Here is a 26,126-nt window from a genome sequence, read left to right on the forward strand (position 1 = left end):
CTTCGGGAATCTCCGTGCGGCAAGCTACCCGGCCAGGCCGAAAAATGGGGGGTTTCCCATATTTCCGGGCGTTAACGAAGGTAGGAGGCGCCGTTAAGGTCGAGGACGGTGCCGCTGGCCCATTCGGCCGCCGGCGAGGCCAGGTAGAGCACGGCGGCGGCGATCTCGTCGGCCTCCCCGACCCGGCCGAACGGGCTCTGCGCGCGGATCGCGTCCCCCGCGGGCGGCTTGAGGTGCTCGGTGGTCATGTCCGTCGCCACGAAACCGGGGGCCACGGCGGCGACCGCGATGCCGTGCGGGGCGAGGGCCACGGCCAGCGACTGGCTCATCGCGTTCAGACCGGCCTTGCTGGCCCCGTAGCCGGGGGCGTCGGGCTCGCCGCGGAAGGCGCCCCGGGAGCTGACGTTCACGATGCGGCCGCCGGCGCGCATGTGGCGCAGGGCGCACCAGGCCAGGTTGGCCGGGCCCATCAGGTTCACCTCGAACGCCTGGCGCCAGGCGGCCTGCCACTCCTCGTACGACGTCGGGGTGATGGGGTGGAGATGGTAGACGCCCGCGTTGTTGACCAGGACGTCGAGCCCGCCCAGCGCCCCCGCCGCCTCGTCGGCCATGCGCCGCACGCCCTCGGGGTCGGCCAGATCGGCCTGCACGACGACGTGCCCCGTGCCCGGCAGCTCGCCGAGCACGTCACCGGCCGCCCGCGCCGAGTCGCGATGGTGGACCGCGACCCGGTCACCCTGGGCGGCGAACGCCATCGCCACCGCCCTGCCGATGCCCCTGGACGCTCCCGTGACGAGTACCGCGCGACCGCTCACCCGCCGCACCCTAGCAGCCGCCCTCACGAAGGCTCCCGGGCGCCCCGAAGCCCCGGGTCAGCCGCCGTGTTCGGCCCAGTCGTGCAGGGCCTCGACGGTGCCGGAGGCGTCGAGGTTGAGCGCCGCCTCGATCAGCGCCAGATGCGTGAACGCCTGCGGATAGTTGCCCGTCATGTGCCCGTCGCCGGTCATCTCCTCGGCGAACAGCCCGAGCGGCTCGGCCCGCGCGCACAGCGTCTCGAACCGGTCGCGGGCTTCGGCCGTCCGCCCGGCCAGCACCAGCGCCGAGACCATCTCGAACGAGCACATCAGGAACGCGCCCTCCGGCCCGTCCACGCCGTCGCGGGTGGTCTCGGGGTCGTAGCGGTGCACGAGCGCGCCGCCCTCGCCCAGGCGGGCCTGGATGTGGTCGAGGGTGCCGAGCACGCGGGGGTCGTCGCCGTCCAGGAAGCCGAGCAGCGGCAGCCGCAGCAGCGAGCCGTCGGCCTGGTCGGACCCGTAGGACTGGGTGAAGGCGCCGACGGAGGCGTTGTAGCCGCGCTCCAGCAGCTCGGCGCGGACGGCCTCGCGCTCGGCCCGCCACTGCGCCAGCGGCAGGCCGGGCTCGCCGGTCGCCTCCGCCAGCCGGACCGCGCGGTCGAAGCAGACCCAGGCGTACAGCTTGGAGTAGGTCCAGTGGCGTTCGCCGCCGCGCACCTCCCAGATGCCGGCGTCCGGCTCCCGCCACCGCTCGCGGGCCCGCTCCACCAGCCGCCACAACACCGGGCCGCCGTGCAGCTCGCCGGTCACGCCGTGGTAGGCCATGGCCGCGTCCAGCACGTGGCCGTAGCCGTCGAGCTGATGCTGACCGGCGGCGCCGTTGCCGATCCGCACCGGACGCGAGCCCGCGTACCCCTCCAGATGGCCGAGGACGGTCTCGCCGGCGACCGGCCCGCCGCCGATGCCGAACACGGGCGGCAGGTCGCCCTCGTGGATCGCGCACTGCCCGAGCAGGAACGTCAGGTAGCGGCCCGCCTCCTCGCGATGGCCGAGCCGCAGCAGCGCCAGCACCATGAGCGCGGCGTCGCGGTGCCACACGTAGCGGTAGTCCCAGTTACGCTGCCCGCCCAGCCACTCCGGCAGCGACGTCGTGGGCGCCGCGAGCAGCCCGCCGCTCTCGTCGAAGAGCAGCCCGCGCAGCACGACCGCGCTGTGCCGCACCTGCCGCGCCCCCACCCCGTCGTAGGCCGACCGCGACGACCAGGAGCGCCACGACCGCACGGTCTCCGCCAGCAGCCGCTCCGGATCGCGGACGGGCGCGTGCCCCTGCCCCGCGTAGTCGAGCGCGACCGCCCACGACTCGCCCTCGCCGAGCGTGGCCTCGGCCGTCGGCCGGGCCGTCGGCCCCTCGGTCACCCCTTCCGTCACTCCTGCCATGCCGGTCAGCAGCAGGCCGGACTCCTCGGCCAGCACGCCGTCGCGCGGCGTCCAGCGGGCCTCGCGGGTGGCGTAGTCGGGCCTGGCCAGCACCCGCGAGCGCACCACCGCCCGCCCCCGCTCGCACCTGGCCCACCGCACCAGCAGCCGGACGGGCACCACGCCGCTGCCGCCCGTCCCCGGCGGCGACGTGGCGAAGAAGTCGTGCACCACGACCTCGCAGTCGCGGCCGACCCAGCGGGTGCGCAGCACCAGCGTCTCCTCGACGTAGCCGCGCTCCTCGACCCGCGCGCCGGCCACGTCGAACTCCCATGCCCCGCCGAGCCCCCGGTCGAGGATGCGCGCGAACACGCTCGGGCCGTCGAAGCGCGGCGCGCACATCCACTCCACCGCCCCGCCGGGCGCGACCAGCGCCGCCGTGTGACAGTCCGACAGGAACGCGTACGCCCCGATCGGTGGAAATCCCCCGGCCATCCGTGCACCCCGTACCCCTTCGTCGCGCCCCCCGTGCCGGGTTGCCCGATGTCGCCGCAGGTTAAACGGGGTGCGCGGACAGCCGGCGGTCGAGCAGGAGCGCGCCGCGGCCCGGCAGCAGGGAGGCGCACCACTCGCGCAGCGCGGCCGGCCGCGGGCCGCCGACGTCGGCGGTGTCGAGCAGGTCGGCCCAGTCGAGCAGGGACTCGGCCAGCATGAGTGGCACCCCGCTGCGTTCGTGCACCTCGGCGGCGGCCTCGAAGTGCTCGCTCGCCCGCGCCGGATCGCCCATCGTCACGCACAGGTGGGCCAGGTAGTGGTGGCCGCAGTGGTGGGCGACCGTGCCGTGGCCGAACGTCTCGCCGTCGGCGGCCAGCGACGCGTACAGCCGTTCGGCCAGTTCGGGACGGCGCAGATGCGCCGCGGCCACGGCCAGGTTGTCCAGGGCCGGCCGGTGGGCCATGTTGCGCGGCGGCACGCCGCCGCGGTCGGCCAGGATGCGGTCGAGCAGCGGCCCGGCCTCCTCGGCGCCCATCTCGCACAGGTAGCGCAGCACGGCGTGCACCGGGTCGACCCGGGGCGCCTGGGCGGCGCGGCGCAGCCGGTCGCCCAGCTCCCACAGCCGCCCCTGCAGCCGGCGGATCTCGGAGATCTGCTCGGAGTAGATGGCCACGGCCTCCAGGCGGCGGCCGATCTCGGTGCCGAGCCGCATGGCCGACAGCGCCTCGGTCTCGGCCTGGGCCAGGTCGCCCTGCATGAGCGTCAGGCCCGCCCTGGAGTAGCCGATCAGCCAGTTGAGCTGCGGCTGGGCCAGCCGGCGGGCCAGCTCGTCGGCCTGGTCGAGCAGCGTCGCGGCACGCGCGGTGTCGCCGCTGTCCAGCACCGGCGGGGTGCGCTGCACGTAGGCGTGGAACAGCGCCAGGTCGTCGCCCGTGCGGCGGGCCGCCTCCAGCATCTCGTCGCCGTCGCGGTGGCGCTGGTGCAGCGGGTCGGCCGGGATGATCGTCAGGCTGCGCATGCCGAGCACGCTGGCCAGCGTGCGCGGGTCGCCCGACTTGCGGGCCAGCGCGACCGCCTCGTCGCTCAGCGCGAAGCGCCGCTCGCCGTCGGGCGCCCAGATCAGCTCGGAGGCCAGCAGGGCGGCCAGCAGCGCCCGGGTGCTGAGGTCGGTCGAGTCGACCAGCTTGCGCGCCTCGGTCAGCAGCGCGATGCGGCGCTGGTCGGGGGCGGCGGAGATGCTGGAGAAGCCGCGGTCGCCGCCGAGCGCGGCCACCACGATCAGGTCGTCGCGCCCGCACTCCCTGGCCAGCTCGGCGGCCTGGTGCAGGGTCTCCCGCGCCTCCGGGTGCCCGGCCAGCCACATCGCCCGGCCGCAGTCCATCAGCAGCTCGGCGCGCCGTTCGGGGGAGGCGCCGGGGAAGTCCGCCAGCAGGCCGAGCACCCGCTGGTACCAGGTGACTGCCTCGCGGTGGGCCAGCCCGGCCAGCGCGTGGCGGGCCGCCTGCACGCCCGCCTCGGCGGCCTCGGCCGTCCGGCGCGGGTCGCGGCCGTGCTCGGCGGCGGCCAGCAGGTGGGTGGCCACGACGTACGGGCGCGACTCCATGGCCTGCGGGTCGGCCTGGCACAGGGCGTCGGCGACCCGGCCGTGCAGCAGCCCGGCGCGGGGGGCCGACAGCGTGGCGTACAGGGCGGTACGGGTCAGCTCGTGGGAGAACTGGCACTGGCCGCCGTCGGCCATGGTCACCAGGCCCGCGCCCATGGCCTCCTCGACGGCCGCCACGAAGCGCGCCTCGTCCAGGCCGAGGCCCAGGCGCAGCGCGGCCGACTCCATGCGCTCGCCCACGGCCAGCAGGCTGACCAGGTCGCGGGCGTCGGGGTGGAGCTGCGCCAGCCGCGCCCGGACCATGCGGGTGACCGAGTCGGGGACGGTCAGCGCGTCGAGGTCGGCGCCCGCGGCCAGCTCCCTGGCCACCTCGGTGACCAGGAACGCGTTCCCGCCGGTGATCCGGTACAGCAGCTCGGGGTCGCCGTCGCTGCGCACCTCCGACAGGGCCCGGCTGACCTCGTCCATGCCGAAGGAGGAGACCTGCACCAGGCGGCCGTCGGCGGTCAGCTTGTGCAGCTCGGGCATCGCCGACTCGACGGGCACCGGGCGCGAGGTGGCCAGGATCAGCAGTGGCAGCGAGTCGGCGTCCCACATCAGGGAGTGCAGCATCTGCAGCGACTCCAGCGTCGCCCACTGCAGGTCGTCGATCACCAGCAGCACCGGCCGCACGGTGGCCAGGCGCTCGATGAGCGTGCGGGCCGCGGCCATCAGGTGGTAGCGCTCCGAGACCGGCTCGGTGGCGGGCGGCACGGCCAGCGACAGCGGGGGAGCGGCCAGCGAGGGCGCCAGCCGGACGAGCTGCCCGCACTGCTGGTCGACCCCGGCCCGCAACAACAGCGCCGGCGAGGTGCGGGCCAGCCGCTCGACCGCCCCGGCGATCGGCTCGTAGGCCTGCCGCGCCGGATCGGTGCACCGCCCCGCCAGCACGGTGAACTGCCGCTTGAGCGCCCGCCGCGCCACGACCGAGGCCAGCCGGGTCTTGCCGACCCCCGGATCGCCCTGCAGGATCACCAGCCCGCTGCCGACCTCGGCCGCACTCAGCTCCTCCTCCAGCGCCCGCAGCTCCTCGTCCCGGCCGACGAACGGCAGCACGTGCCCGCTGTCCAGCCAGGGCGCCAGCCCGCCGGCGTGCTGGTTGTCGGCGCTCTGCCAGTGGAGCTCGTAGGTGTGCATCGGCTCCCGCAGGCCCTTGCCCGGCAGCCGGCCCAGGTCCTTGAACTCGTGCCGGCTGCGGCCCTGGGCCAGGCGGCGCACCAGGTCGGTGCAGAGCACCTGGCCGCCCTCGGCCACCGCGACCAGGCGGGCCGCCTCCACCGTGGGCAGCCCGCTGACGTCGTCGGCGCCCCAGCACACGTCGCCCGCCGCCAGCGCGGCCCTGATCGAGATCTTCTCCAGCGCCCGCTCGTTCTCGGCCGCGACGGCCTGCTCGACGGCGATGACCGCGTCGAGCCCGGCCGTGGCCGAGCCGAACACCGCCATCAGCCCGTCGCCCAGGCTCTTGGTGAACGTCGAGCCGCTGGCCGTCACCACCGAGTGCAGGAGCTGGTAGAGCCGGCGGAAGACGACGTTGGCGCGTTCCTCGCCCAGCCTGATCCGCAGGGCTGTGGAGCTGACCACGTCGGTGAACAGGATGGTGGCCGTGGTCAGCGTGCCCGGCTCGTGCGGGGTGCTCACGCGGGTGGTCCCTCCTTCCGCACGGGCGCCCTGGCGGCCTTGCCCACGCCCTTGCGCACGCCCTTGCGCACGCTGTGGCGCAGCCGGCGCGTGCGGCGCGCGGCCTTCGACTGCCGGACGCGCCACTGGGCGGCCAGCTCCTCGGGGATCTGGAAGGCGGCGTGGCCGCCCGAGTAGCGGTCGATCATGGCGATGACGATGTGCTTGCCCGCCCGGCGCACCAGCCAGCGCACCACCGCGTCGACCGGGCCCATCAGGCGGCCGTACCGGTTGCCGGCCCTGGCCGCGGCGAACAGCGCGTTGAACCACCACGCCGGCGGCGGCACGTCGAGCAGCGCCGGAACCTGGGCGGCGTTGTAGCGGGCGTCGCGGAAGACCCAGTGCACCAGGCTGCGCGGCAGCTTGCGCCAGCCCAGGTGCATGAACTCCTCCATCTCCGCCAGCAGCACGGCCATCAGCCTGCGGCCCTCCTCGCTCGACTCGTACAGGCGGCCGAGCCGTTCGCTGACCGGCGGCACGTCGTCGAGGGTGAGCGGCCGGTCGCGGCACGCCTCGACGCCCATGAGGTGGCCGAAGACGCTCCACGTGTACAGATGGGCGGCCTTGTCGGCGTCGCTGAGGCGCACCCCCATGCTCTCCAGAGCCTCCCACGTGACGACCGAGAAGTCGAAGATGGTGGCCAGCAGCAGTTCCTGGTTGACCGGCGGGCCGAACCTGGCGGTGTCCCAGTCGTCGCCGAAGTGCTCGGTGGCCAGCGCGCGCACGAACGAGTGCAGGATGCGCAGCCCGATCGCCGTCGTGTGCCCCGGACGGCCCGGCGTCAGGCTGTCGGTGGCCTTCAGGCCCATGACGTCCACCAGCATCTGGCCGGTCTCGGCGACCCGGCGGGTGAGGCTGTGGGTGGCCAGGTCGGACACGCCGGCCAGCACCTTGGCGCTGGAGATCTCGACGTAGGCCATGGGCAGGCACTTGCAGAACAGCGCGACCGACTGGTACAGCCCGTAGTCGGAGAAGACGGCCTGGCCGCGGGCCAGCAGCTCGGCGTCCTCGCCCCACTCGGGCAGGTCCCTGGCGAAGTCGATGGCGTCGAAGATGGCCGAGGGGCCGGTCTCGCCCGAGGGCGCCCGCGCCTCCTGCTTGGCCCGGCCGAGCTCCACCACGACCGCGCGCAGCAGGGACAGCGCGTTCTCCCCTTCGGGCCTGGTCTCCAGGTAGCCGGCCACGATCTTGTCGATGTCCGGGTCGGCCTGCTGCCGTAACTGCCGGAACCGTTCCGCCGGCCAGCGCTCGGCGGGGGCGTTGTCGTGCTCGTTCATGTTCCGCGTACTCCAGGTCCGGTCAGAGGCCTCCGCGTTTGCGCAGCGCCTCGACGTCCAGCAACGTGATGGTCCGCCCCTTCATGGCGATGAGGCCGCGGGCGGCGAGCGACTGCAGGGCCCGGTTGACCGCCGGACGGGACGCGCCGATGAGCGCGGCGAGGTCCGACTGGGTCAGCCCCGGCATGTCCACGACCGGGCCCTGGGTCTGGCCGCGCTTGACCGACAGTTGCAGCAGCAGCTTGGCCAGGCGTCCGCCCAGGTCGAGGAAGGCCAGGTCGGCGGCCTGCCCGGTGAGCCTGCGGACCATCTGCCCGAGCATGCGCAGGAACTCGTCGGCGAGGCCGGGATGCTCCCGCATCAGCTCCAGCAGCCGCGCCCTGGGCAGCGCGAACACCCAGCAGGGACGCACGGCGATGATCGACGCCGACCGCGGCGAGTCGTCCAGCAGCGCCATCTCGCCGAAGGTCTCCGCCCGGCCCAGCATGTTGAGCACGATCTCGTCGCCGTGCTCGGTGGTGAAGACGACCTTCACCAGGCCGTCGAGCAGCACGTACAGGGACTCGCCCGGATCGCCCTGGTGCAAGATGATCTGCCCGTTGCGGTATCTGCGCGCCACCCCGGCGCGCACGGTGCCCGTGATCCCGGCCGGTCCGAGCACACGGAACAGCGGAACCTCCGCCAGCACGGCGGCGACCGCCTGGACGTCGTGTGGAACCGCCCCGCTGCTGGCGCTCATGGAAGAACTTTAGGACGCGAACGCCGATCGGGCAGTAAGTGGTAAGCGATCTCCCGAATGTGACGAGCGCCACACCCGCACTGTGTCGTCCGCGACAGTGCGCGAAGGCCGCCGGGAGCACCGTTGGGGGGCCGGTCGCAGGAGGTTGACCCCCGAGGACCCCGGCCGGCGGGGAGACGATGATGCAGTTGGATACGTTGGAGCGCCGCGACACCGCCACCCTCGTGTCGGACGCCCAGGAGGGCGACGCCCAGGCGTGGGAGCGGCTGGTCGAGGAGTTCACGCCGATGCTGCGGTCGAGGATCCGGCGCTTCCGGCTCGGCCACGAGGACGCCCAGGACGTGCTCCAGACCACCTGGTTGCTGGCCTGGCAGAACCTCAAGAGCGTCGAGGACCCCCAGCGCATGCCCGGCTGGCTGGCCACGATCGCCTTCCGCGAGTGCCTGAAGCTGACCAGGCGCACCCGGGAGATCTGCACGCCCGACCTCGACACGCTCGGCAGCACGGACGACGTGGACAGGGAACTGGCCAGGATCTGGCTGGCCGGCACGCTGGAGGAGCTGGTCGAGGAGCTGCCCGCGGCCCAGCGCGTGCTGTTTCGAGCACTCACGGAAACCTCCGAGCCGCACTACGTGGACGTCGCCCGCCGGCTGGGCCGGCCGGTCGGCAGCATCGGCCCCACCCGCGCCCGCTGCTTCGCCAGGCTGCGCGGGCTCCTGCAGGACCGCGAGATCACCAGGGACTTCTTGGACTGAGTCCTAGTTTCCTGACCGGTCAAGAGGGATCGCCTCCAGGAAGGGCTCGAAGTCGAAGCGCGCCATCTCGTAGGCGTCGGGATCGGTCTCCTCGGGGAAGGCGTAGACCTTGCGCCGCATCCCGGGGAGCAGCCGGTCGGCCCGCGGAGCCTCGGGGACCGGCTCCGGCAGCGTGCCGCGGGCCGTCTCCGCCTCCAGGGCCGCGGTCAGCTCCGGCCCGAACGGCGGGTCGTAGAGCGCGCCCACCCGCTGGTAGGTGCGGAAGTAGCCGACGATGAAGCGCATACGGTCGGGGTAGGACACCCAGTCGGCCACCCCGGCCGTGGCCTGCTCGACGTCGTCCGGGATGAACTCCTCGGCGAGCTTGCGCACCTTCTCGTTCCTGATCGGCCGCCAGGCGAGCGCCATGTCCACGCCCGGCGGCGGGACGAGCGGCCGGCCGACCCTGACGTCGCTGAGCGGCGTGCGCACGGCGAACAGGTGACGGGTGTAGAGCGAGGACCATTTGGCCTCCAGCACGCGCGTCAGCCACGGCTGGTCCTCGTGCCGGGCGCTGAACAGCGGGAAGCGGGGGTAGGGCCGCCGGGTCACCAGCGAGCGCAGCGACCGCCACGACATCCGGGTCAGCCACCGCACCGGCCGGTACAGCACCAGCTCCAGAGCCTTCTGCGCGCGCTTCTGCTCGTAGGCCGACAGCGCCACGCTCGCCCCGAACATCAGCTCGGCCCGCTCGTCGGGGTCGGCGGCCGCGCGGGCCTGCCGCAGCAGCAGGGCGGCGTCCCGCAGGTAGCGCTCGTCGGCCTCCTCCAGCAGCCCGGACAGGAACTCCGGCGGCATGGGCGTGTTCTCCGACTCCGGGCTCACCTTGACGTAGCAGTCGGGCGTGCCGTTCCACAGGTTGGCCGCCAGGCTCGCGGTCTCCAGGAAGATCGCCCGGTTGGCCAGCGCCAGCCCGAGCTGGTAGCTGGGGCCGAGCAGGGTCAGCAACAGGGCGCGGAACAGGCGGCGCAGGCGCGCGGGCACGTGCAGCCGGTCGCCGAAACCGGTCAGGAAGGGCGAGCCCGGCGTCAGGTCCAGGCTCTCGGCGACCGCCTTGGAGGTCCATTTGGCGTAGCAGTACCAGTTGGTCGCGTCCTGGCCCAGGTGCTGGGCGAGGTCCCCGGCGACGCGGTGGTAGCCATGGGCGATGACCATGGCCTCAAGCGCAGGGTTCCTGTCCTTGCAGGCGGCGATGCGCAACACGTCGTCCGCCGTCATCGCAGCGCCTGGCGCAAGCGCTTGTTCCACTTCGGACATGAGGTCTCCCGTCAGTGGTCCCCCCTGGGACCGTCGATCCTCACCGGGTCAGAGCGCGTCCGGTGACGTGAGATACAGGGCGGCAGATACAGGGCGGCGGTCCCGCGTTCCCCGTGACCGCCGCCCGGAGCGTAGGGCGGGTGACTTGCGGTGCGGTTGCAGGGCGATCCGAGCCCGGCCCGGGCGCCCGCCGCCCCGGGAGGGGCCCGGGGCGGCGGGCGGCTACTCCTGCACCGATATCTTGCTGATCACGACGAAGCCGCCGAGCGCCCCCGCGGAGCCGGCGGCCGTCGTCGTGGTGAGGTTGACCACCAGGTCATAGGTGCCGGGGCCGAGCTGACCGCGCATCGGGACAGACGCGGTGTACCGTCCCGAGCCAGGGGTGAACGTCAACTCCACAGGCGGCGAGGGATGACGGGTCTCACCACCTCCCAGCAGGTCGGCGATGATCTCCACATGCCACCGTCCCGCCAGCCAGTCGACCAGCTCGCCGGCGACCTCCCAGCTCACGTCAACGGTCCAGCCCTCGCCGCATCTCACGACGTTCGTGGGCTGCGCGCCCGGGTCGACAACCTGACCGTGCAGCACGCCGGTCAGCTGCTCGGCCGGAACCTTCATCACCTGGAACTCACCGGTCGCCATGTCGCTGTCTCCTTTCCGGGGGGAACCAGGTCCCCGTACGGACAGGCAGAGCGGAGGGACAGCCGGGTAAATACCGGGTGTATTCAAGGACACAACGCCGGGACGTACCGCCCGGCCACTACGGTGGAGGCGTGATCGACGACCGCCCGGACCCCGCGCCGAGGGCCCGGCTCGCCGCCGGGTGGCTCGCTCTGGCGGGCGGCTCCCCGGCGGCGCTGGCCACAGGCGCCGAGCTGATCGCCCGCTGGGCCGAGCCCCACCGCCGCTACCACACCCTCGCCCACCTCGCCGCCGTGCTGGCCGCCGTCGACGACCTGGCCGGGGAGGCCGCCGACCCCGCCGCCGTGCGCCTGGCCGCCTGGTTCCACGACGCCGTCTATGACGGCAGGCCCGGCTGGGACGAGGAGCGCAGCGCCCAGCTCGCCCAGGCGCGCCTGCCGCGCTGCGGGGTGCCGTCCGGCCGGGTCGCCGCGACCGCCCGGCTGGTCCGCCTGACCGCCGCCCACGACACGGTGGCCGCCGGCGACCGCGACGGGGCCGTGCTGTGCGACGCCGACCTGGCCGTGCTGGGCCGCCCCGGCTACGCCGCCTACGCCGCCGACATCCGCCGCGAGTACGCGCACGTGCCCGACGACCTGTTCCGGCAGGGCCGCGCGCAGGTGCTGCGCAGGCTGCTGGCCGCGCCGCGGCTCTACCGTACGGACCGGGCCCGCGAGTTGTGGGAGGAACCCGCCCGCGCCAACATGACCGCCGAGCTGGCCCGCCTGGCGGAAGGCTAGGGCGCGCCGGGGTCGTGGCGTTTGCGGCGGCGCAGACCGGCGGCGATCAGGCGGCGCAGCAGCTCGCGCGAGCTGACCGGCTCGGCGCCCAGCGACACCGCCCGCGCGTGCACGGTCTCGGGGACGTCGTAGTGGTCCCGGTCGAAGGCCCGGCCCGGCACCCCGAGCCGGGCCGCGAACGCGTGGAGCTCCTCCAGCGAGCTGTCGCTCACCAGGTGCGACCACATCAGGCCGCGCGGCCCCGGCCAGTCGGGGGGATCGATCAGCACCGTCACGCCCTCAAGGGTAGGACCCTGCCGCGCACGCCGAGCTCGCCCAGATCGGACACCACGACGTGCGCGCCGTGCCCGGACAGGTCGGACACCACGACGTGCGCGCCGTGCCCGGCCAAGTCGGGCGCCACGACGTGCGCGCCTTGCCCGGCCGGTGCGGCGGTGTCGCCCGGACCGTCCCGGGTGACCGCCACGACCAGCCCGAAGCCGCCCCTGCCGCCCGCCTGGACGCCCGGCAGCGCCGCGTCCACCACGGCGGCCCGTCCGGCGGGCAGCGCCAGGCGGCGCACGGCCTCCAGGAACAGGGCGGGATCCGGCTTGCCCGGCAGGTTCATCAGGGCCGCGTCGCCGCCGTCCACGACCACGTCGAACAGGTGCGCCACGCCCGCGGCGGTGACCAGCCGGCGGCCGTGCAGGCTGGCCGAGACGGCCGCCGTGCGGGCGCCCCGGTGGCGCAGCTCGTGCAGCAGGGCGACGGTGGCGGGGAAGGCGGCCACGCCGTACTTGTCCACCTGCGCGACGAAGATCTGGTCCTTGGCCAGGCCGAGCCCGTGCACGGTGGGCGCGCCAGGCTCGTCGTCGGGACCGCCGTCGGGCACGGTGAGGCCGCGCGCGGCGAGGAAGGTGCGCACGCCGTCGAGCCGTGGCCGGCCGTCGACGTGCCGGAGGTAGTCGTCACGGATGTCGAACGGATCGCAGCGGCCGCGCAGGAAGGCGTCGAAGACGTGTTTCCAGGCGGCCGCGTGCACCCGGGCGGTGTCGGTGACCACGCCGTCGATGTCGAACACCACGGCGCTGGTCGAGGCCAGATCGATGACGGGCTCGTCCACACTGTGAACGTAACCGCTCTACCAGGCGACGGGTAGCTCCTTGACCCCGTACACGATGGCCAGCTCCCTGAACGGCACCTCGCCCGAGACGTGCAGGTCCGGGAAGCGGCGCAGCAGGGCGGGGAAGGCGATGCGCATCTCCATCTGGGCGAGCGGCGCGCCGATGCAGCGGTGGATGCCGTGGCCGAAGGCCAGGTGCGAGCGGGCGGTCTCGCGGCCGGGGCGCACCTCGTCCATGTCCGGGCCCAGCGAGGGGTCGCGGTTGGCGCCGGTCAGCGAGCACAGCACCATCTCGCCCTTCTTGATCGGCACGCCGTGCAGCTCCAGGTCCTCGCGGGCGAAGCGCGGGAAGGCCACCTGCACGACCGTCATGTAGCGCAGCAGCTCCTCGACGACGTCGTTGACGTAGCCGTCCACCTCGCGCACCTTGGCGGCCTGCTCGGGGTGGCGCATGAGCCAGAGCGCGCCGAGCGCGAGCATGCTGGTGCTGGTGTCGTGCCCGCCGGTGAGCAGGCCGTCGGACATGCTGGCCAGCGTGCGGTCGTCGAGGTCGTCGCCGTGCTCGCGCAGGAGCTGGCCGAGCAGGCCCTCGCCGGGGTCGCGCCGCTCCCGGGCGACCAGGTCCACCAGGTACGCCATCGCGTCGTTGATCGCCTGCAGGGACGCCTCGGGGCCGGCCGACAGGTCGAACCGGTCCTTGCTGATCCTGACGAAGTCGGCGCGCTCCTCGTACGGGACGCCGAGCAGCTCGCACACCACCAGCGACGGGATCGGCAGCGCGAAGTCCTCGACCAGGTCCGCGGGCGGGCCCTTGGCCTCGATGCGGTCCAGGTGCTCCTCGACCATCGCCTCGATGCGCGGCTCCAGGCGGCGCAGGCGGCGCATGGTGAACTCGGGGGTCAGGTACTTGCGCAGCCGCGTGTGCTCGGGCGGGTCGCGGAAGCCGAGGCCGCCGGGGTCCTCCTGGTTGGAGCCCAGGCCGGAGATGCCGGCGAAGTCGTTGCTGAACCGTTCGTGGTCGCCGAGGACACCGCGTACGTCCTCCCAGCGCGTGACCAGGTGCACGGTCTGGTCGCCGGGGATCTTCATGGGGAAGACGGCGTGCTCGGCCCGGATGCGGCCGAGCTCGGCGACCGGGTCGAAGTCCTCGCGCATGAACTGGACGAAGGGGAACTCTGAGTCAGACATGGATATCCGTCCTGCTGGGATACATCGCACTATGTTGGGATAAATCCCTCGGTAGATGGTCCCATCCGGACAGGCGGCTGTTGCCCTCCGAAAGGACGAAATTGCCGCTCACCCTCACGTCCCACCTGGCCACCCGCCCGATCGTCCATCTGGCCGCCCGTCTCGCGCCGGCCGCGCCGCCCCGCGCCGCCCGCCGCGTGATCCCGCGCGGGAGGCCGGGGTGCGCCTCATTGTGCGCCGGGTCGCGGGCCGCCGACTAGCCACAACCCCCTTCTGGTACGGCGTGTGTCACAGGAACCGGTGGGAGACAGGGGAAATCGGTGGCGTTTGGCGTACAAGGGGGCGACAGTCTGCGATGATCTCGTCGCAAGACAAGCTGGAGTTGAGCCTCGCGGATAGTGACTGATGCCGACATTTGAGGAAATAGCAGCCTTCGTCGCCGAAAAGCCGTTCGCCACCGCCGTCATCGCCCTGCTGGGCCTGGCCGGGCTCGTGCTGGCGTTCCTGGTGCTCCGGATGGCCTGGCGCGCGGGAAGCTGGTTGTTCGCCCGCTACGTCGCCCCCCGTCCCGTCGAGGACGTGCTCACCGTCGTCGCCGCCTCCATCGCCACCGGCGTGTCCGCCCAGGGCATGTGGCGCTTCTCCGGAGACGTGCTCGGCCTGGACGGACCGCTCCGCCTGCTGCTGTTCGCCTTCATCGAGGTCGCCATCATCACCTCGGCCGTCCGCGCCCGCCGCAACATGCGGGAGAACTTCTCCGCCGGCATCGACGGCATCGCGGTCTGGGCGCTGACCTGCCTGACCGCCGTCCTGTCCAGCATGGACGCCCGCAGCCTCCCCGAGGCCGTCTTCCGCCTGGCCGCCCCGCTGGTCGCCGCCTGGCTCTGGGAACGCGGCATGGCCATCGAACGCCACCGCATCCGCGGCACCGGCCGCATCAACTGGCGCCTGACCCCCGAACGCCTGCTCGTCCGCATGGGCCTGGCCGAGGTCAGCGACCGCACCGCCTCCGAGGTCGACGCCCACCGCCGGCTCACCCGCGTCGCCCTGGCCGCCAAGCGCGCCAAGGCGCTGCGCGACAGCGGCGCCTCCGAGCGCAAGATGCGCGGCGCGCTGGCCAGGCTCGACAAGGCCATGGACCAGGCCGTCGAGCACACCGGGCTGGCCGTCGACCAGCAGCGTCAGGAGGCGCTGCTGGCCCAGATCGCCGCCCTGTACAACACCACCGCGCTCATCGACGCCGACCCGCGCGTGCCGTGGGAGCCCCAGGCCGACCACCGTCCCGTGCCCGCCCGCCCGGCGCTGCCGCCCGCGCTGGCCGAGCTCGTCGAGGACGAGGACGAGGACGCCGAGGTGTTCGACGCCACCCCCCAGGTCGTCGACACCGCCCAGCGCGCCGCCCAGATCAGGGCCGCCCGCGAGTTCTGGGACCGGCAGATCGCCAAGCGCATCGTGCCGCGCTCGGTGGACATCGCCCAGGAGATCGGCGTCCCGCTGGCCACCGCGCGCGAGTATCGTGCCCTGTGGAAGCTGGAGCCGCAGGCGCACGCCCTGATCGAGGCTCTGTACCAGCAGCACGGCATCGTCGACACCGGCGCCTTCCCGGCCATCGCCGACGACGGGCGGGTGCTGGCCAAGTAGGGGGAGCTCGGTTGCGGGAGCGCACGCTCGAACGCGTCAGGAAACTCCTGGCCAAGGCCGAACGCACGGACAACGAGCACGAGCGGGCCACCTTCCTGGCGGCCGCCTCCGCCCTGATGGCCAAGTACGGCATCGACACCCTCCCGCCGCCCGGCACCCGCCAGACCCCCGGCGACCGCATCGTCACCCTGCCCGCCCCGTGGGCCAGGGAGAAGGCCCGCCTGGTCAGCCTGGTGGCCCAGGCCGTCCGCTGCCGTCCGCTGCTGATCGGCCGCGGCGACGGCGGCCAGCGGGTGCACGTGTTCGGCTTCGCCGCCGACCTCGAACGCGCCGACGTGCTGGCCACGTCGCTGCTGCTGCAGATGGCCTCCGGCCTGGCCCGCGTACGGCCGCCGGGCGAGCTCGCCGCGGCGCGGGCCTACCGGCGCTCGTGGCTGCTGGGGTTCACCGACGAGGTGTACCGGCTGCTGCGCGAGGCCGAGACGCGCGCCGCGACCGAGGCCGAGGCCGCCGGGGCCGGCACCGCGCTGGTGCTGGCCGACCGCCGGGCCGAGGTCGACCTGGCGGTGGCCGCCCACTATCCGCGCATCCGCATGTCCGTCCCGACGACCAGCGGCACGGGCTACCGCGCGGGCGTGCTGGCGGGCCGGCACGCCGACCTCGGACGCACCGGCATGCCCGCCGCCACCGCCCGCGAGCTGCCCCGCTGAGCCGCCCCGCTGAAGCGGCCCGCTGTGGCGGCCGGCTCTGGCGGCCGGTCGCTCAGCCCAGCGCGGCCGAGACCAGCGAGCGGGCCTCCTCCTGCACCTTGGCCAGGTGGTCGGGGCCCTTGAAGGACTCGGCGTAGATCTTGTAGACGTCCTCGGTGCCCGACGGGCGGGCGGCGAACCAGGCGTTCTCCGTCGAGACCTTCACGCCGCCGAGCGCCGCGCCGTTGCCGGGGGCCGCGGTCTGCACCGCCGTGATCGGCTCGCCGGCCAGCGACGACGCCGTCACCTGATCGGCCGACAGCTTGGCCAGCACCGCCTTCTCCTCGCGGGTGGCGGGCGCGTCGACCCGGGCGTAGGCGGGCTCGCCGAACCGCTCGGTCAGGCGGCGGTAGTGCGCGCTCGGCGACTCGCCGGTCACTGCCAGGATCTCCGAGGCCAGCAGGGCGAGGATGAGGCCGTCCTTGTCGGTGGACCAGGGCGAGCCGTCGCGCCGCAGGAACGAGGCCCCGGCGCTCTCCTCGCCGCCGAACCCGAGCGAGCCGTCGAGCAGTCCGGGGACGAACCACTTGAAACCGACCGGCACCTCGTAGAGGCGACGCCCGAGCGAGGCGGCGACCCGGTCGATGACGCCGCTGCTCACCATCGTCTTGCCGACCCCGGCCGCGGCGGGCCAGCCTTCGCGGTGGGCGTACAGGTAGGAGATGGCGACGGCCAGGTAGTGGTTGGGGTTCATCAGGCCGTCGGGGGTGACGATGCCGTGGCGGTCGGCGTCGGCGTCGTTGCCGGTGGCGATGTCGTACCTGTCGCGCTGGGCGATCAGCGACGCCATCGCGTACGGCGACGAGCAGTCCATGCGGATCTTGCCGTCCCAGTCGAGCGTCATGAACCGCCAGGTGGGGTCGACCAGCGGGTTGACCACGGTCAGGTCGAGGCGGTGGCGCTCGGCGATCTCGCCCCAGTAGGCCACGCTCGCCCCGCCCAGCGGGTCGGCCCCGATGCGCACCCCGGCCGACCTGATCGCGTCGAGGTCGACCACGGACGGCAGGTCGTCGACGTACGCGCCGAGGAAGTCGTAGCGGCCGGCCGCGTCGAGGGCCTTGGCGTAGGAGATCCTGGACACGCCCTTCATGCCGTCGGCCAGCAGCTGGTTGGCGCGGTCCTGGATCCAGGAGGTGGCGTCGGTGTCGGCGGGGCCGCCGTGCGGCGGGTTGTACTTGAAGCCGCCGTCGGAGGGCGGGTTGTGCGACGGCGTCACCACCACGCCGTCGGCCAGCCCGGACGTGCGGCCCCGGTTGTGCCGCAGGACGGCGTGCGAGACGGCGGGGGTCGGCGTGTAGCCGTCGCGGGAGTCGATCAGCACCTCGACCCCGTTGGCCGCGAACACCTCCAGCGCCGACACGCGGGCGGGCTCGGACAGCGCGTGCGTGTCGATGCCCAGGAACAACGGCCCGTCGGTGCCCTGGGAGGCGCGGTATTCGCAGATGGCCTGGCTGGTGGCCAGGATGTGGTCCTCGTTGAAGGCCGTCCGCAGCGAGGACCCGCGATGGCCCGACGTGCCGAACGCCACCCGCTGCGCCACCTCGGCGGGGTCGGGGTGCAGGGCGTAGTAGGAGGTCACCAGCCGGGCGACGTCGACCAGGTCGGCGGGCTGGGCGGGCTGTCCTGCGCGATCGTGCGTCATGAGGCCACTTTACAAATCCGCCCCCTTCGGACGGGTGAGCGCGCCCGGCGGCGTGGGAAGATACAGGCGCGTCTGCCTCCAGAACGGAGTTCTGTTTCCATGCGTTTCGGATATTTCCTGAATGAACGGCAAGGGCCCGACCCGCTCGGCGCGCTCCGCGACGAGATCGCCCAGGCGGCCGAGGACGGCTTCGCCTCCGCCTGGCTGTCCCACATCTTCGGCCTCGACGCCCTCACCGCGCTGGCCGTGGCCGGCTCCCAGGTGCCCGGCATCGAGCTCGGCACCTCCGTCGTGCCCACCTACCCGCGCCACCCGGCGGCCCTGGCCCAGCAGGCGATGACGGCCAACGCCGCGCTCGGCGGCCGGCTGGCGCTCGGCATCGGCCTGTCGCACCAGGTCGTCATCGAGCACATGTTCGGCCTCAGCTTCGAGCGCCCCTACCGCCACATGAAGGAGTACCTCGACGTGCTGCTCCCGGCGAGCCGGGGCGAGCAGGTCAAGGCGGCGGGCGAGACGATCAGGGCCGACGTGCGGCTCACCACGCCGGGCGCGGGCTTCCCGGTGCTCATCGCCGCCCTCGGCCCGCGCATGCTCAAGCTGGCCGGCACGGTCGCCGACGGCACGGTGTTGTGGATGACCGGCCCGAAGACGGTGGCCGAGCACGTCGCCCCGACCATCACCGCCGCCGCCGCGGAGGCGGGCCGCCCGGCGCCGCGGATCGTCTGCGCGCTGCCCGTCTGCGTCACCGACGACCCCGCCGCCGCCGTCGAGCGCGCCAACGAGATCTTCGCCGTCTACGGCACGCTGCCCTCCTACCGGGCCATGCTCGACCGCGAGGGCGCCGCCGGGCCGGGGAACGTCGCGGTGGTCGGCGACGAGGAGTCCGTGCTCGCCCAGCTCGAACGGCTGCGCCAGGCCGGGGTGACCGACTTCGTCGGCGCGACGTTCGCCGAGCGGGAACGCACCCGTGAGCTGCTCATCGGCGCGTCGAAGGGTTCATAGGGGGACATCTCAATAAACTCCGGCAAGGTGAAGCGCTTGCTGCATGGCATAGACGTGTCGAACTGGCAGGGCTCCGTCGACTGGGCCGGTCACGCCGAGGCCGGGGTCTCCTTCGCCTTCGCCAAGGCCACCGAGGGCGGCGACTGGACCGACCGGTGGTTCGCCCGCAACTGGTCAGGAATGCGCGAGAGCTGGCTGGTGTGCGGCGCGTACCACTTCGCCCGGCCCAAGGGCGACCCGATCGAGCACGCCCGGCACTTCCTGGCGGTGCTCAGGTCGGCGGGCGGCCTGCGCAGGGGCGACCTGGTGGCGCTCGACCTGGAGACCGGCGACGGGCAGCGCCCCGAGCAGGTCGCCAGGTACGCGCGCCGCTGGTGTCACCACGTCGAGCGGCACGCCGGTCTGCGGCCCTTCATCTACACCTTCCACTGGTTCGCCCGTTCGGGGAACTGCGCCGGCCTGGCCGATTACCCGCTGTGGATCGCCTCCCCGGAGCGGCCGCGCGGCGAACCCCTCGTGCCGCCGCCGTGGCGCGACTGGACAATCCACCAATATGCCAGCAGCCCGCTCGACCGGAACGTCTTCCACGGCACCCGCCAGGACCTGACAAGGCTGGGGTTTCACCCGCGATAGCATCGGTGTTCACCATCGAACCAGCCTCGGTGCCGGGCATCGAGCGCGATCCAAGGGAGACACCGTGTCAGCCGAGCTACGCATCACCCTCGCCGGAGCCGAGCGTGTGGTCGCGGCCGGCACGACGGCGGGTGAGGCGCTGGAGGCCGACGGCCGCACGGTCATCGCGGCCCGGGTCAACGGCGAGCCGCGCGACCTTGCCCACCCGCTGGCCCAGGACGACGTGGTCGAGCCGATCGAGGTCTCCAGCGAAGACGGCCGGGCCATCGTCCGCCACTCCACCGCGCACGTCATGGCCCAGGCGGTGCAGGAGCTGTTCCCCGAGGCCAAGCTGGGCATCGGCCCGCCCGTGGAGAACGGCTTCTACTACGACTTCGACGTCAAGCAGGCGTTCAACCCCGACGACCTCAAGCGCGTCGAGAAGCGCATGCGGGAGATCGTCAAGCAGGGGCAGCTGTTCTCCCGCCGGGCCGTCACCGACGAGGAGGCGCGCGAGGAGCTGGCCGGCGAGCCGTACAAGCTGGAGCTGATCGGGCTCAAGGGCGGCGCGGCCGACGAGGAGAGCGTCGAGGTCGGGGCCGGCCAGCTGACGATCTACGACAACCTCGACGCCAAGAGCGGCGAGTTGTGCTGGAAGGACCTGTGCCGGGGGCCGCACGTGCCCTCCACCCGGTCGATCCCGGCGTTCAAGCTCATGCGCTCCGGCGGCGCCTACTGGCGCGGCAGCGAGAAGAACCCGCAGCTCCAGCGCATCTACGGCACCGCCTGGGAGTCCCGCGACAAGCAGGACGAATACCTCAAGATGCTGGAGGAGGCCGAGCGGCGCGACCACCGCAGGCTCGGCGCCGAGCTCGACCTGTTCTCCTTCCCCGACGAGCTGGGCTCGGGCCTGGCGGTCTTCCACCCCAAGGGCGGCGTGATCCGCAAGGTGATGGAGGACTACTCGCGGCGCAGGCACGAGGAGGCCGGCTACGAGTTCGTCAACACCCCGCACATCACCAAGGAGAACCTCTACCAGGTCTCGGGCCACCTCGACTGGTACAAGGACGGGATGTTCCCCCCCATGGAGCTGGAGGGCGCCCGCTACTACCTCAAGCCGATGAACTGCCCGATGCACAACCTGATCTTCAGGGCGCGCGGGCGGTCCTACCGCGAGCTGCCGCTGCGGCTGTTCGAGTTCGGCACGGTCTACCGCTACGAGAAGTCCGGCGTGGTCCACGGCCTGACCCGGGTGCGCGGCCTGACCCAGGACGACGCCCACATCTACTGCAGCCGCGAGCAGATGCGCGACGAGCTGACCTCGCTGCTGCGCTTCGTCCTCGACCTGCTGCGCGACTACGGCCTGGAGGACTTCTACCTCGAGCTGTCCACCAAGGACCCGGAGAAGTTCGTCGGCTCCGACGAGGTGTGGGAGGAGGCCACCACCACGCTGCGCGAGGTGGCCGAGGCCGAGAACCTCCACCTGGTGATGGACCCGGGCGGCGCGGCCTTCTACGGGCCGAAGATCTCCGTCCAGGTGCGCGACGCGATCGGCCGCACCTGGCAGATGTCCACCATCCAGCTCGACTTCAACCTGCCCGAGCTGTTCGACCTGCAGTACCAGGCGGCCGACGGCTCCCGGCAGCAGCCGGTCATGATCCACCGGGCGCTGTTCGGCTCGGTCGAGCGGTTCTTCGGCGTCCTGGTCGAGCACTACGCCGGGGCGTTCCCCGCCTGGCTGGCGCCGGTGCAGGTGGTCGGCATCCCGATCGCCGACGCCCACGTGCCCTACCTCCAGGACGTCGCCAAGCGGCTGCGCGAGCGGGGCATCAGGGTCGAGGTCGACGCGGCCGACGACCGCATGCAGAAGAAGATCCGCAACGCGCAGAAGGCGAAGGTCCCGTACATGCTGCTGGCCGGCGACGACGACATCGCCAACGGCGCGGTGTCCTTCCGTTACCGCAACGGCGAGCAGAAGAACGGCGTGCCCGTCGAGGAGGCCATCGCCGAGATCGTCAACGCCGTGGAACGCCGCGTCCAGGTCTGACCCGCCGCTCTAGGCCCGGCCCGGCGAGCGCCTTCCCGGCCTGCCGGGCCTGAGCCGTTCTCCGAGCGGCTCAGGCTCCGGGCCGGATGTCAGCGCCGGAATCAGCGGGGGAACACAGCGCGGAAATCAGCGCTGAATCAGCGTGGGAACAGGCGGAAGGCGACCGCCGGGCGGCCGTCGAAGCGTTCGGCGGCCTGCCGCGCGGAGCCCTCGATCAGCTCGCGGGCGTAGACCTCCGGGGCCTGGTCGGTGAGGGCCTCGATGTAGGCGCGGTGCTCCAGCAGCGACCGCACGCCGCGCTCCAGCCCGTCGGTGACGTCCACGGCGTGGGTGGGGGAGTTGGAGCCGGCGACGGCGACCCAGCGCACGCCGTTCCAGGGCGCGGCGTCGGTGTCAGGAAATATCCAGCGATTTCCGGCGTCGCCGGCGGCGTCCAGCACGGCCCGGCCCACGGCCCGGTGGTCGGGCGTGTTCCAGTACGTGCCGCCCCACGTGTCGTCGGGGTTGAGGGTGATCACCAGCTCCGGGCGGTGCCTGCGGATGGCGGCGGCGATGTCCCTCCTGAGCGCCGTCCCGTACTCGACGACCCCGTCGGCGTGGTCGAGGAACTCCACGGTGCTCACCCCGACCACGGCGGCGCTGGCCCGCTCCTCACGCTCGCGCACCGGCCCGCAGGCGGCGGGGTCGAGCGTGTCGATGCCCGCCTCGCCGCGGGTGGCGATCAGATAGGAGACCTCGCGCCCGGCGTCGGTCCAGGTGGCGACGGCGGACGCGCAGCCGTACTCCAGGTCGTCGGGGTGGGCCACGACGGCCAGGGCGCGCTGCCAGTCGGCGGGCATGGGTTCGAGTCGCTGTGCCATGCCCTCACCCTAGGCCCGTCGCGAAGGGCGGGGATCACGCCGGAAGAACGGCCCTCGCCGCGGGGTCCTATGCTGCTTGGTATGCACGATCAGGCAGGAGCCGGGGCGCCCGACAACTTCCAGCGGCTGTGGACCCCGCATCGCATGGCCTACATCAAGGGCGAGAACAAGCCGACGGGCACCGGGCCGGGCGACGGCTGCCCGTTCGACGAGATCCCCCGGATGAGCGACGAGGACGGCCTGATCGTGGCCAGGGGAGAGGTCGTCTACGCCGTCCTCAACCTCTACCCGTACAACTCCGGCCACCTGATGGTCGTGCCCTTCCGGCACGTGTCCGGCTACGACGAGCTGACCCCGGCCGAGGTCGCCGAGCTGGGCGAGTTCACCCAGCGGTCGCTGCGCGCGCTGCGCAAGGCCAGCGGCGCGCAGGGCTTCAACGTGGGCATGAACCTGGGCCAGGTCGCGGGCGCCGGCATCGCCGCCCACCTGCACCAGCACGTCGTGCCGAGGTGGGGCGGCGACACGAACTTCATGCCGGTCGTGGCGCAGACGAAGGTGCTGCCCCAGCTCCTGCACGACACCCGGCAACTGCTGGCCGACGCCTGGGCGGACTAGCCACCCGCTCGCCGGCCCGCCGCTCGCGTTCGATGCGGCTAGTCGCCGGCGTGGGCCAGGCGGGCGGTGGCGGGGGCCTCGGCAGGCTGTTCGCGGCCCAGCGTGCCGATGCCCGCCGCGAGCAGCAGCGGCACGGCCAGCGCCAGGGCCATCGACAACACCGCGGCGCCCGAGTCGTTGACCAGCATCCCGATCACCCCGCTGACCAGCGTGCCGATCAGGCCGGCGCGCAGGGCGGGGGAGTGGCGGAACGCCGCGGGCACCACGCCCGCGCTGGCCTGCTCGGGCCGCAGGATCGCGTAGACCAGGAAGGCCACGGCCGCGATCACGATGGGCATGAGGTTGGGGCTGAGCAGCGTGGCCAGCATGGCCTGGAGCTTGCGGAAGATCACCTCGAACGCCTCGCCGCTGAGCACCTGGCCCACGAACCTGCCCAGGTGCGTCTGCTCGTCGGGCGGACGCAGGTAGTTGAGCACGGCGAACGTCATCACGATCACCGCCCCGGCCACGCAGAACGCCCCCAGCTTCACGATCGAGACCCGCTTGCCGGCCACCAGCAGCGCGGTCACCGCGATGCCCGGCACGAACGCGATCACGCCGCCGAAGTCGCTGCCCATGCCCGAGCCGCCCAGCACCATCGCGAACGCCCCGAGCACCACGATCGCGGCCACCCCGGGCCGCCCCGGCCAGCGGTGGGCGATCACGGTGGTGGCCAGCAGCGTGCCGGTGGCCAGCAGCGCGAACGGGATGTTGCCCAGGCCGTAGTAGCGGGCCCCGACCTCGGCGCTGTAGCCCATGACGCTGTTGAGCTGCAACGTCGTGCCCGTCAGCAGGTCGCCGGCGAGCGTGAGCGCGGTGACGCCGGCCACCACGGCGAGCGGGCCGAGCGGACGCCGCCGCCAGGGCCCGCCGAAGGCCAGCACGGTGACCACGACGACCCAGCCCAGCACCCCGGCGACCAGTTGCGTCAGGGACGACCAGGGCAGCAGGTTGACCAGGTAGCTGGAGACCGGCAGGGCGGCCAGCGCGACGGCGGCCAGACGCACCGGCGACAGGCCCTTGCGCCGCCGCAGCAGCAGGAACGCGACCACGTAGAACAGCACCTGCAACACCGCCACGACGGTGAAGTAGACGCCCTTGACCGACCGGATGGCCTGCGCGGTCGCATCGGCCCGGCGCAGCCGGTCGATCGTCGCGCCGGCGTCGCCGGGCTGCATCGGCACCCCGACGACCGTGGCCGGCGCCGGCACGCCGAGCCGGGCCAGCACGGTCGCGGTCAGGTCGGGCAGGATCGAGATGTCGGCGCGGCGGGTGGAGGCGGCGCCCAGCAACCGCCCCTGCGCCCCCGGCTCACGCAGCGCGGCCACCCGAAGGTGCGGCACGGAACCGTGGTCGGACAGGCCGGCCAGCAGCACGGTGGTGCCGGGCGGCAGGATCGACAGCAGCGCGCCGGCCTTGGCGTCGGCCAGGCGCAGCGCGTCGCGGCGCTCCTTCGGGCCGAGCTGCTCGGGCACCTTGGGCAGCTTGCCGCTTGCCAGGTAGGGGTGGACGAGGTCGTCGACGTCCATGGCGGTCAGCGGGCACTGCTCCAGGTCGGCCGTGCGGACCTGGAGCGGGGAGGCGTGGTAGCGCTGCACCGCGCCCTGCCGGTCGGCCAGCGCGAGCGCGGCGCCGGGGCCGATCGCGATCGAGCAGCGACCCGCGGCCTTCAGCGCCTCGCCCAGCGTGCCGGCGTTGCGCTGCCCGGCCACGTCGATGAGGTAGCGGTAGTCGGGGATGACCGCGCCCGCGCCCCGGGTCTCGGGGGCGGGAGGCGCGCCGCAGGCGTATCCGGCGGCCGACCTGGTGCCGGCCGACACCGTGAGCCAGCCGTCGTAGGGGCAGGTGATGTTGCTGACCGTGCGCACCGACAGCGAGCCGATCGCGCTGCCGCGCGTCAGCTCCCACAGGTTGGGGGCGTCGGCCTGGTTGACGTCGTCCCAGCTGAGGCCGGAGACGCCGATGAGCGCCACCCTGCCCGCGCCGGGAGCCGAGCCGCCGGCCGTGGCCGTGCCCTGCAGGCCGAGCAGTACGGAACCGGCCAGAACGGCCAGCACCACGAGCGCGCGCCTCACCCCGACGACCTCCCGCGATCGATGACGTCCGTGGCACGCTAGAGCACGTCGCGATCCGGCGCCACCGATTCCCCTACCTTCTCACGGGCGGCGGCGGGCCCGGTCCGTCAGCCGCGCACGGGGGTGAGCCAGTGGCGGTAGCGGTCGTCGCGCCCGTGCACGGCGGCCTCGTAGGCGTCGGACAGCTTGCCGGTGACCGGCCCGGGGCCGCCGAACTCGCAGTGGTCGACCGCGCTGACGGGCACGATCCCGGCCGCCGTGCCGCAGACGAAGATCTCGTCGGCCGTGTACAGGTCGGTGCGCAGCAGGTCCTCCCTGGTGACCGTCAGCCCCAGGTCGGCCGCCAGCCGGGCGACGGTGTCCTGCGTGATGCCCTCCAGCGCGCCGGCGTGCGGCGGAGGCGTGGTCAGCACGCCGTCGCGCACGACGAAGACGTTCGCGCCGGTGCACTCGCTGACGTTGCCGGCCGCGTTCAGCAGCACCGCCTCGTCGAAGCCCGCCTGCATGGCCTCGGACTTGGCCATCACCGAGTTCAGGTAGGGGCCGGTGGCCTTGGCCGCGGTCGGCGTCACCCGGTGGTCGTTGCGCTGCCACGAGCTGGTCATCAGCCGCACGCCCGCCTCCAGCAGCGCGCCCCACTCCCAGGACGCGATCGAGACCACCGTCGGGCAGCCGCGCGCCGCCACGCCCATCTCGCCGTAGCCGCGGTGGGCCAGGTGACGGATGTAGCACGAGGACTGGCCGTTGGCCGCGACCGTGGCCAGCGTGGCCGCGCGCAGCTCCTCCAAGGTGTACGGCAGCGGCATCCCGATGATCCGCGCGCTGCGCGCCAGCCGCCGCAGATGCTCGTCGAGCCGGAACACCGCCGGGCCGTCAGGCGTGTCGAAGGCCCTGGTGCCCTCCAGCACGGCGGTGCCGTAGTGCAGGGCGTGCGTCAGGACGTGCACCCGGGCCTCGGCCCAGGGCACCAGCTCGCCGTCCATCCAGATGTGCTCGGCTTCGCGCATCGTGCCGCTCCTCTCCGTAAATGGCCGTCAACAAT

The 26,126-nt window shown here is 73.2% G+C and carries 23 protein-coding genes; 9 read left to right on the plus strand and 14 right to left on the minus strand.

All coding sequences use genetic code 11. From position 1 onward, the window contains the following. Positions 1 to 71 precede the first annotated feature (71 nt). The 5 genes from ACFYYW_RS19950 to ACFYYW_RS19970 all read right to left on the minus strand — a co-directional run bounded on the left by ACFYYW_RS19950 (position 72) and on the right by ACFYYW_RS19970 (position 8,040). On the minus strand, positions 72 to 815 hold the full coding sequence (locus ACFYYW_RS19950) for an SDR family NAD(P)-dependent oxidoreductase (RefSeq protein WP_387650468.1): 744 nt from the start codon (positions 813 to 815) through the stop codon (positions 72 to 74). Positions 816 to 872: 57 nt separating this feature from the next. Continuing rightward, entirely contained in the window at positions 873 to 2,705 is a 1,833-nt protein-coding gene (locus tag ACFYYW_RS19955) for a glycoside hydrolase family 15 protein (protein WP_387650470.1), read from the minus strand. Between the two features lie 61 nt (positions 2,706 to 2,766). Continuing rightward, complete coding sequence (locus tag ACFYYW_RS19960; protein ID WP_387650472.1) at positions 2,767 to 5,985, minus strand: ATP-binding protein; 3,219 nt, start codon at positions 5,983 to 5,985, stop codon at positions 2,767 to 2,769. Next, complete coding sequence (locus ACFYYW_RS19965; RefSeq protein WP_387650473.1) at positions 5,982 to 7,301, minus strand: oxygenase MpaB family protein; 1,320 nt, start codon at positions 7,299 to 7,301, stop codon at positions 5,982 to 5,984. Before ACFYYW_RS19965 ends, ACFYYW_RS19960 begins: the two co-directional genes overlap by 4 nt. A gap of 22 nt (positions 7,302 to 7,323) precedes the next feature. Further along, positions 7,324 to 8,040 (minus strand): Crp/Fnr family transcriptional regulator, encoded by a 717-nt coding sequence (locus ACFYYW_RS19970; protein WP_352327787.1) that lies wholly within the window; start codon positions 8,038 to 8,040, stop codon positions 7,324 to 7,326. 188 nt (positions 8,041 to 8,228) lie between these two features. On the opposite strand from ACFYYW_RS19970, the gene ACFYYW_RS19975 reads away from it, so the two are divergent. Further along, entirely contained in the window at positions 8,229 to 8,795 is a 567-nt protein-coding gene (locus ACFYYW_RS19975; RefSeq protein WP_352327786.1) for a sigma-70 family RNA polymerase sigma factor, read from the plus strand. A gap of 3 nt (positions 8,796 to 8,798) precedes the next feature. On the opposite strand, the gene ACFYYW_RS19980 is transcribed toward ACFYYW_RS19975, so the two are convergent. Both ACFYYW_RS19980 and ACFYYW_RS19985 read right to left on the minus strand, forming a co-directional pair. Next, entirely contained in the window at positions 8,799 to 10,052 is a 1,254-nt protein-coding gene (locus ACFYYW_RS19980) for a hypothetical protein (RefSeq protein WP_387650475.1), read from the minus strand. 261 nt (positions 10,053 to 10,313) lie between these two features. Continuing rightward, complete coding sequence (locus ACFYYW_RS19985; protein ID WP_387650477.1) at positions 10,314 to 10,733, minus strand: hypothetical protein; 420 nt, start codon at positions 10,731 to 10,733, stop codon at positions 10,314 to 10,316. 134 nt (positions 10,734 to 10,867) lie between these two features. On the opposite strand from ACFYYW_RS19985, the gene ACFYYW_RS19990 reads away from it, so the two are divergent. Then, positions 10,868 to 11,512, plus strand: a complete 645-nt coding sequence (locus ACFYYW_RS19990; protein WP_387650601.1) for a metal-dependent phosphohydrolase — start codon at positions 10,868 to 10,870, stop codon at positions 11,510 to 11,512. Here ACFYYW_RS19990 and ACFYYW_RS19995 read toward each other — a convergent pair. From ACFYYW_RS19995 to ACFYYW_RS20005, 3 genes are read right to left on the minus strand one after another with little or no spacing between them, the layout of a single operon-like run. Next, positions 11,509 to 11,787, minus strand: coding sequence for a DUF4031 domain-containing protein (locus ACFYYW_RS19995; protein ID WP_352322576.1), 279 nt, complete (start codon positions 11,785 to 11,787; stop codon positions 11,509 to 11,511). The genes ACFYYW_RS19990 and ACFYYW_RS19995 overlap by 4 nt on opposite strands. Beyond that, positions 11,784 to 12,614: an HAD family hydrolase gene (locus ACFYYW_RS20000; RefSeq protein ID WP_387650479.1), complete on the minus strand. Its 831-nt coding sequence runs from the start codon at positions 12,612 to 12,614 to the stop codon at positions 11,784 to 11,786. The genes ACFYYW_RS19995 and ACFYYW_RS20000 overlap by 4 nt, the downstream gene beginning before the upstream one ends. A gap of 18 nt (positions 12,615 to 12,632) precedes the next feature. Next, positions 12,633 to 13,802, minus strand: a complete 1,170-nt coding sequence (locus tag ACFYYW_RS20005) for a cytochrome P450 (protein WP_352322574.1) — start codon at positions 13,800 to 13,802, stop codon at positions 12,633 to 12,635. Between the two features lie 101 nt (positions 13,803 to 13,903). On the opposite strand from ACFYYW_RS20005, the gene ACFYYW_RS20010 reads away from it, so the two are divergent. From ACFYYW_RS20010 to ACFYYW_RS20020, 3 genes are all read left to right on the plus strand, one after another. Next, positions 13,904 to 14,062, plus strand: coding sequence for a hypothetical protein (locus tag ACFYYW_RS20010; RefSeq protein ID WP_387650481.1), 159 nt, complete (start codon positions 13,904 to 13,906; stop codon positions 14,060 to 14,062). A gap of 145 nt (positions 14,063 to 14,207) precedes the next feature. Continuing rightward, positions 14,208 to 15,443 carry a hypothetical protein gene (locus ACFYYW_RS20015; RefSeq protein WP_387650483.1) on the plus strand — a complete coding sequence of 412 codons (1,236 nt, stop codon included), beginning with the start codon at positions 14,208 to 14,210 and terminating at the stop codon, positions 15,441 to 15,443. A gap of 11 nt (positions 15,444 to 15,454) precedes the next feature. Next, positions 15,455 to 16,153 carry a DUF2786 domain-containing protein gene (locus ACFYYW_RS20020; protein ID WP_352322572.1) on the plus strand — a complete coding sequence of 233 codons (699 nt, stop codon included), beginning with the start codon at positions 15,455 to 15,457 and terminating at the stop codon, positions 16,151 to 16,153. Positions 16,154 to 16,205: 52 nt separating this feature from the next. On the opposite strand, the gene pgm is transcribed toward ACFYYW_RS20020, so the two are convergent. Next, positions 16,206 to 17,834, minus strand: coding sequence for a phosphoglucomutase (alpha-D-glucose-1,6-bisphosphate-dependent) (pgm, locus tag ACFYYW_RS20025; RefSeq protein ID WP_352322571.1), 1,629 nt, complete (start codon positions 17,832 to 17,834; stop codon positions 16,206 to 16,208). Between the two features lie 99 nt (positions 17,835 to 17,933). Here pgm and ACFYYW_RS20030 point away from each other — a divergent pair, with 99 nt between their 5' ends. The 3 genes from ACFYYW_RS20030 (at position 17,934) to thrS (ending at position 21,495) form a co-directional block, all read left to right on the plus strand. Continuing rightward, positions 17,934 to 18,836 carry an LLM class F420-dependent oxidoreductase gene (locus tag ACFYYW_RS20030; RefSeq protein ID WP_352361378.1) on the plus strand — a complete coding sequence of 301 codons (903 nt, stop codon included), beginning with the start codon at positions 17,934 to 17,936 and terminating at the stop codon, positions 18,834 to 18,836. A 36-nt stretch (positions 18,837 to 18,872) separates the two neighbouring features. Then, a complete protein-coding gene (locus ACFYYW_RS20035) occupies positions 18,873 to 19,469 on the plus strand; it encodes a glycoside hydrolase family 25 protein (protein WP_352322569.1) in 597 nt (198 codons plus the stop codon). Positions 19,470 to 19,533: 64 nt separating this feature from the next. Next, a complete protein-coding gene (gene thrS, locus ACFYYW_RS20040; RefSeq protein WP_352322568.1) occupies positions 19,534 to 21,495 on the plus strand; it encodes a threonine--tRNA ligase in 1,962 nt (653 codons plus the stop codon). A 137-nt stretch (positions 21,496 to 21,632) separates the two neighbouring features. On the opposite strand, the gene ACFYYW_RS20045 is transcribed toward thrS, so the two are convergent. Beyond that, complete coding sequence (locus ACFYYW_RS20045) at positions 21,633 to 22,355, minus strand: PIG-L deacetylase family protein (RefSeq protein ID WP_352322567.1); 723 nt, start codon at positions 22,353 to 22,355, stop codon at positions 21,633 to 21,635. An 81-nt stretch (positions 22,356 to 22,436) separates the two neighbouring features. On the opposite strand from ACFYYW_RS20045, the gene ACFYYW_RS20050 reads away from it, so the two are divergent. Next, on the plus strand, positions 22,437 to 22,970 hold the full coding sequence (locus tag ACFYYW_RS20050; protein ID WP_352322566.1) for an HIT domain-containing protein: 534 nt from the start codon (positions 22,437 to 22,439) through the stop codon (positions 22,968 to 22,970). Between the two features lie 38 nt (positions 22,971 to 23,008). Here ACFYYW_RS20050 and ACFYYW_RS20055 read toward each other — a convergent pair whose 3' ends face one another. Together ACFYYW_RS20055 and ACFYYW_RS20060 are read right to left on the minus strand one after the other, a co-directional pair. Then, positions 23,009 to 25,084, minus strand: coding sequence for a hypothetical protein (locus ACFYYW_RS20055; RefSeq protein WP_387650487.1), 2,076 nt, complete (start codon positions 25,082 to 25,084; stop codon positions 23,009 to 23,011). Positions 25,085 to 25,191: 107 nt separating this feature from the next. Next, a complete protein-coding gene (locus ACFYYW_RS20060) occupies positions 25,192 to 26,091 on the minus strand; it encodes a branched-chain amino acid transaminase (RefSeq protein ID WP_387650489.1) in 900 nt (299 codons plus the stop codon). Positions 26,092 to 26,126: the final 35 nt, after the last annotated feature.

Source organism: Nonomuraea sp. NPDC001831, from assembly GCF_042892035.1.
Classification (GTDB): Bacteria; Actinomycetota; Actinomycetes; order Streptosporangiales; family Streptosporangiaceae; genus Nonomuraea.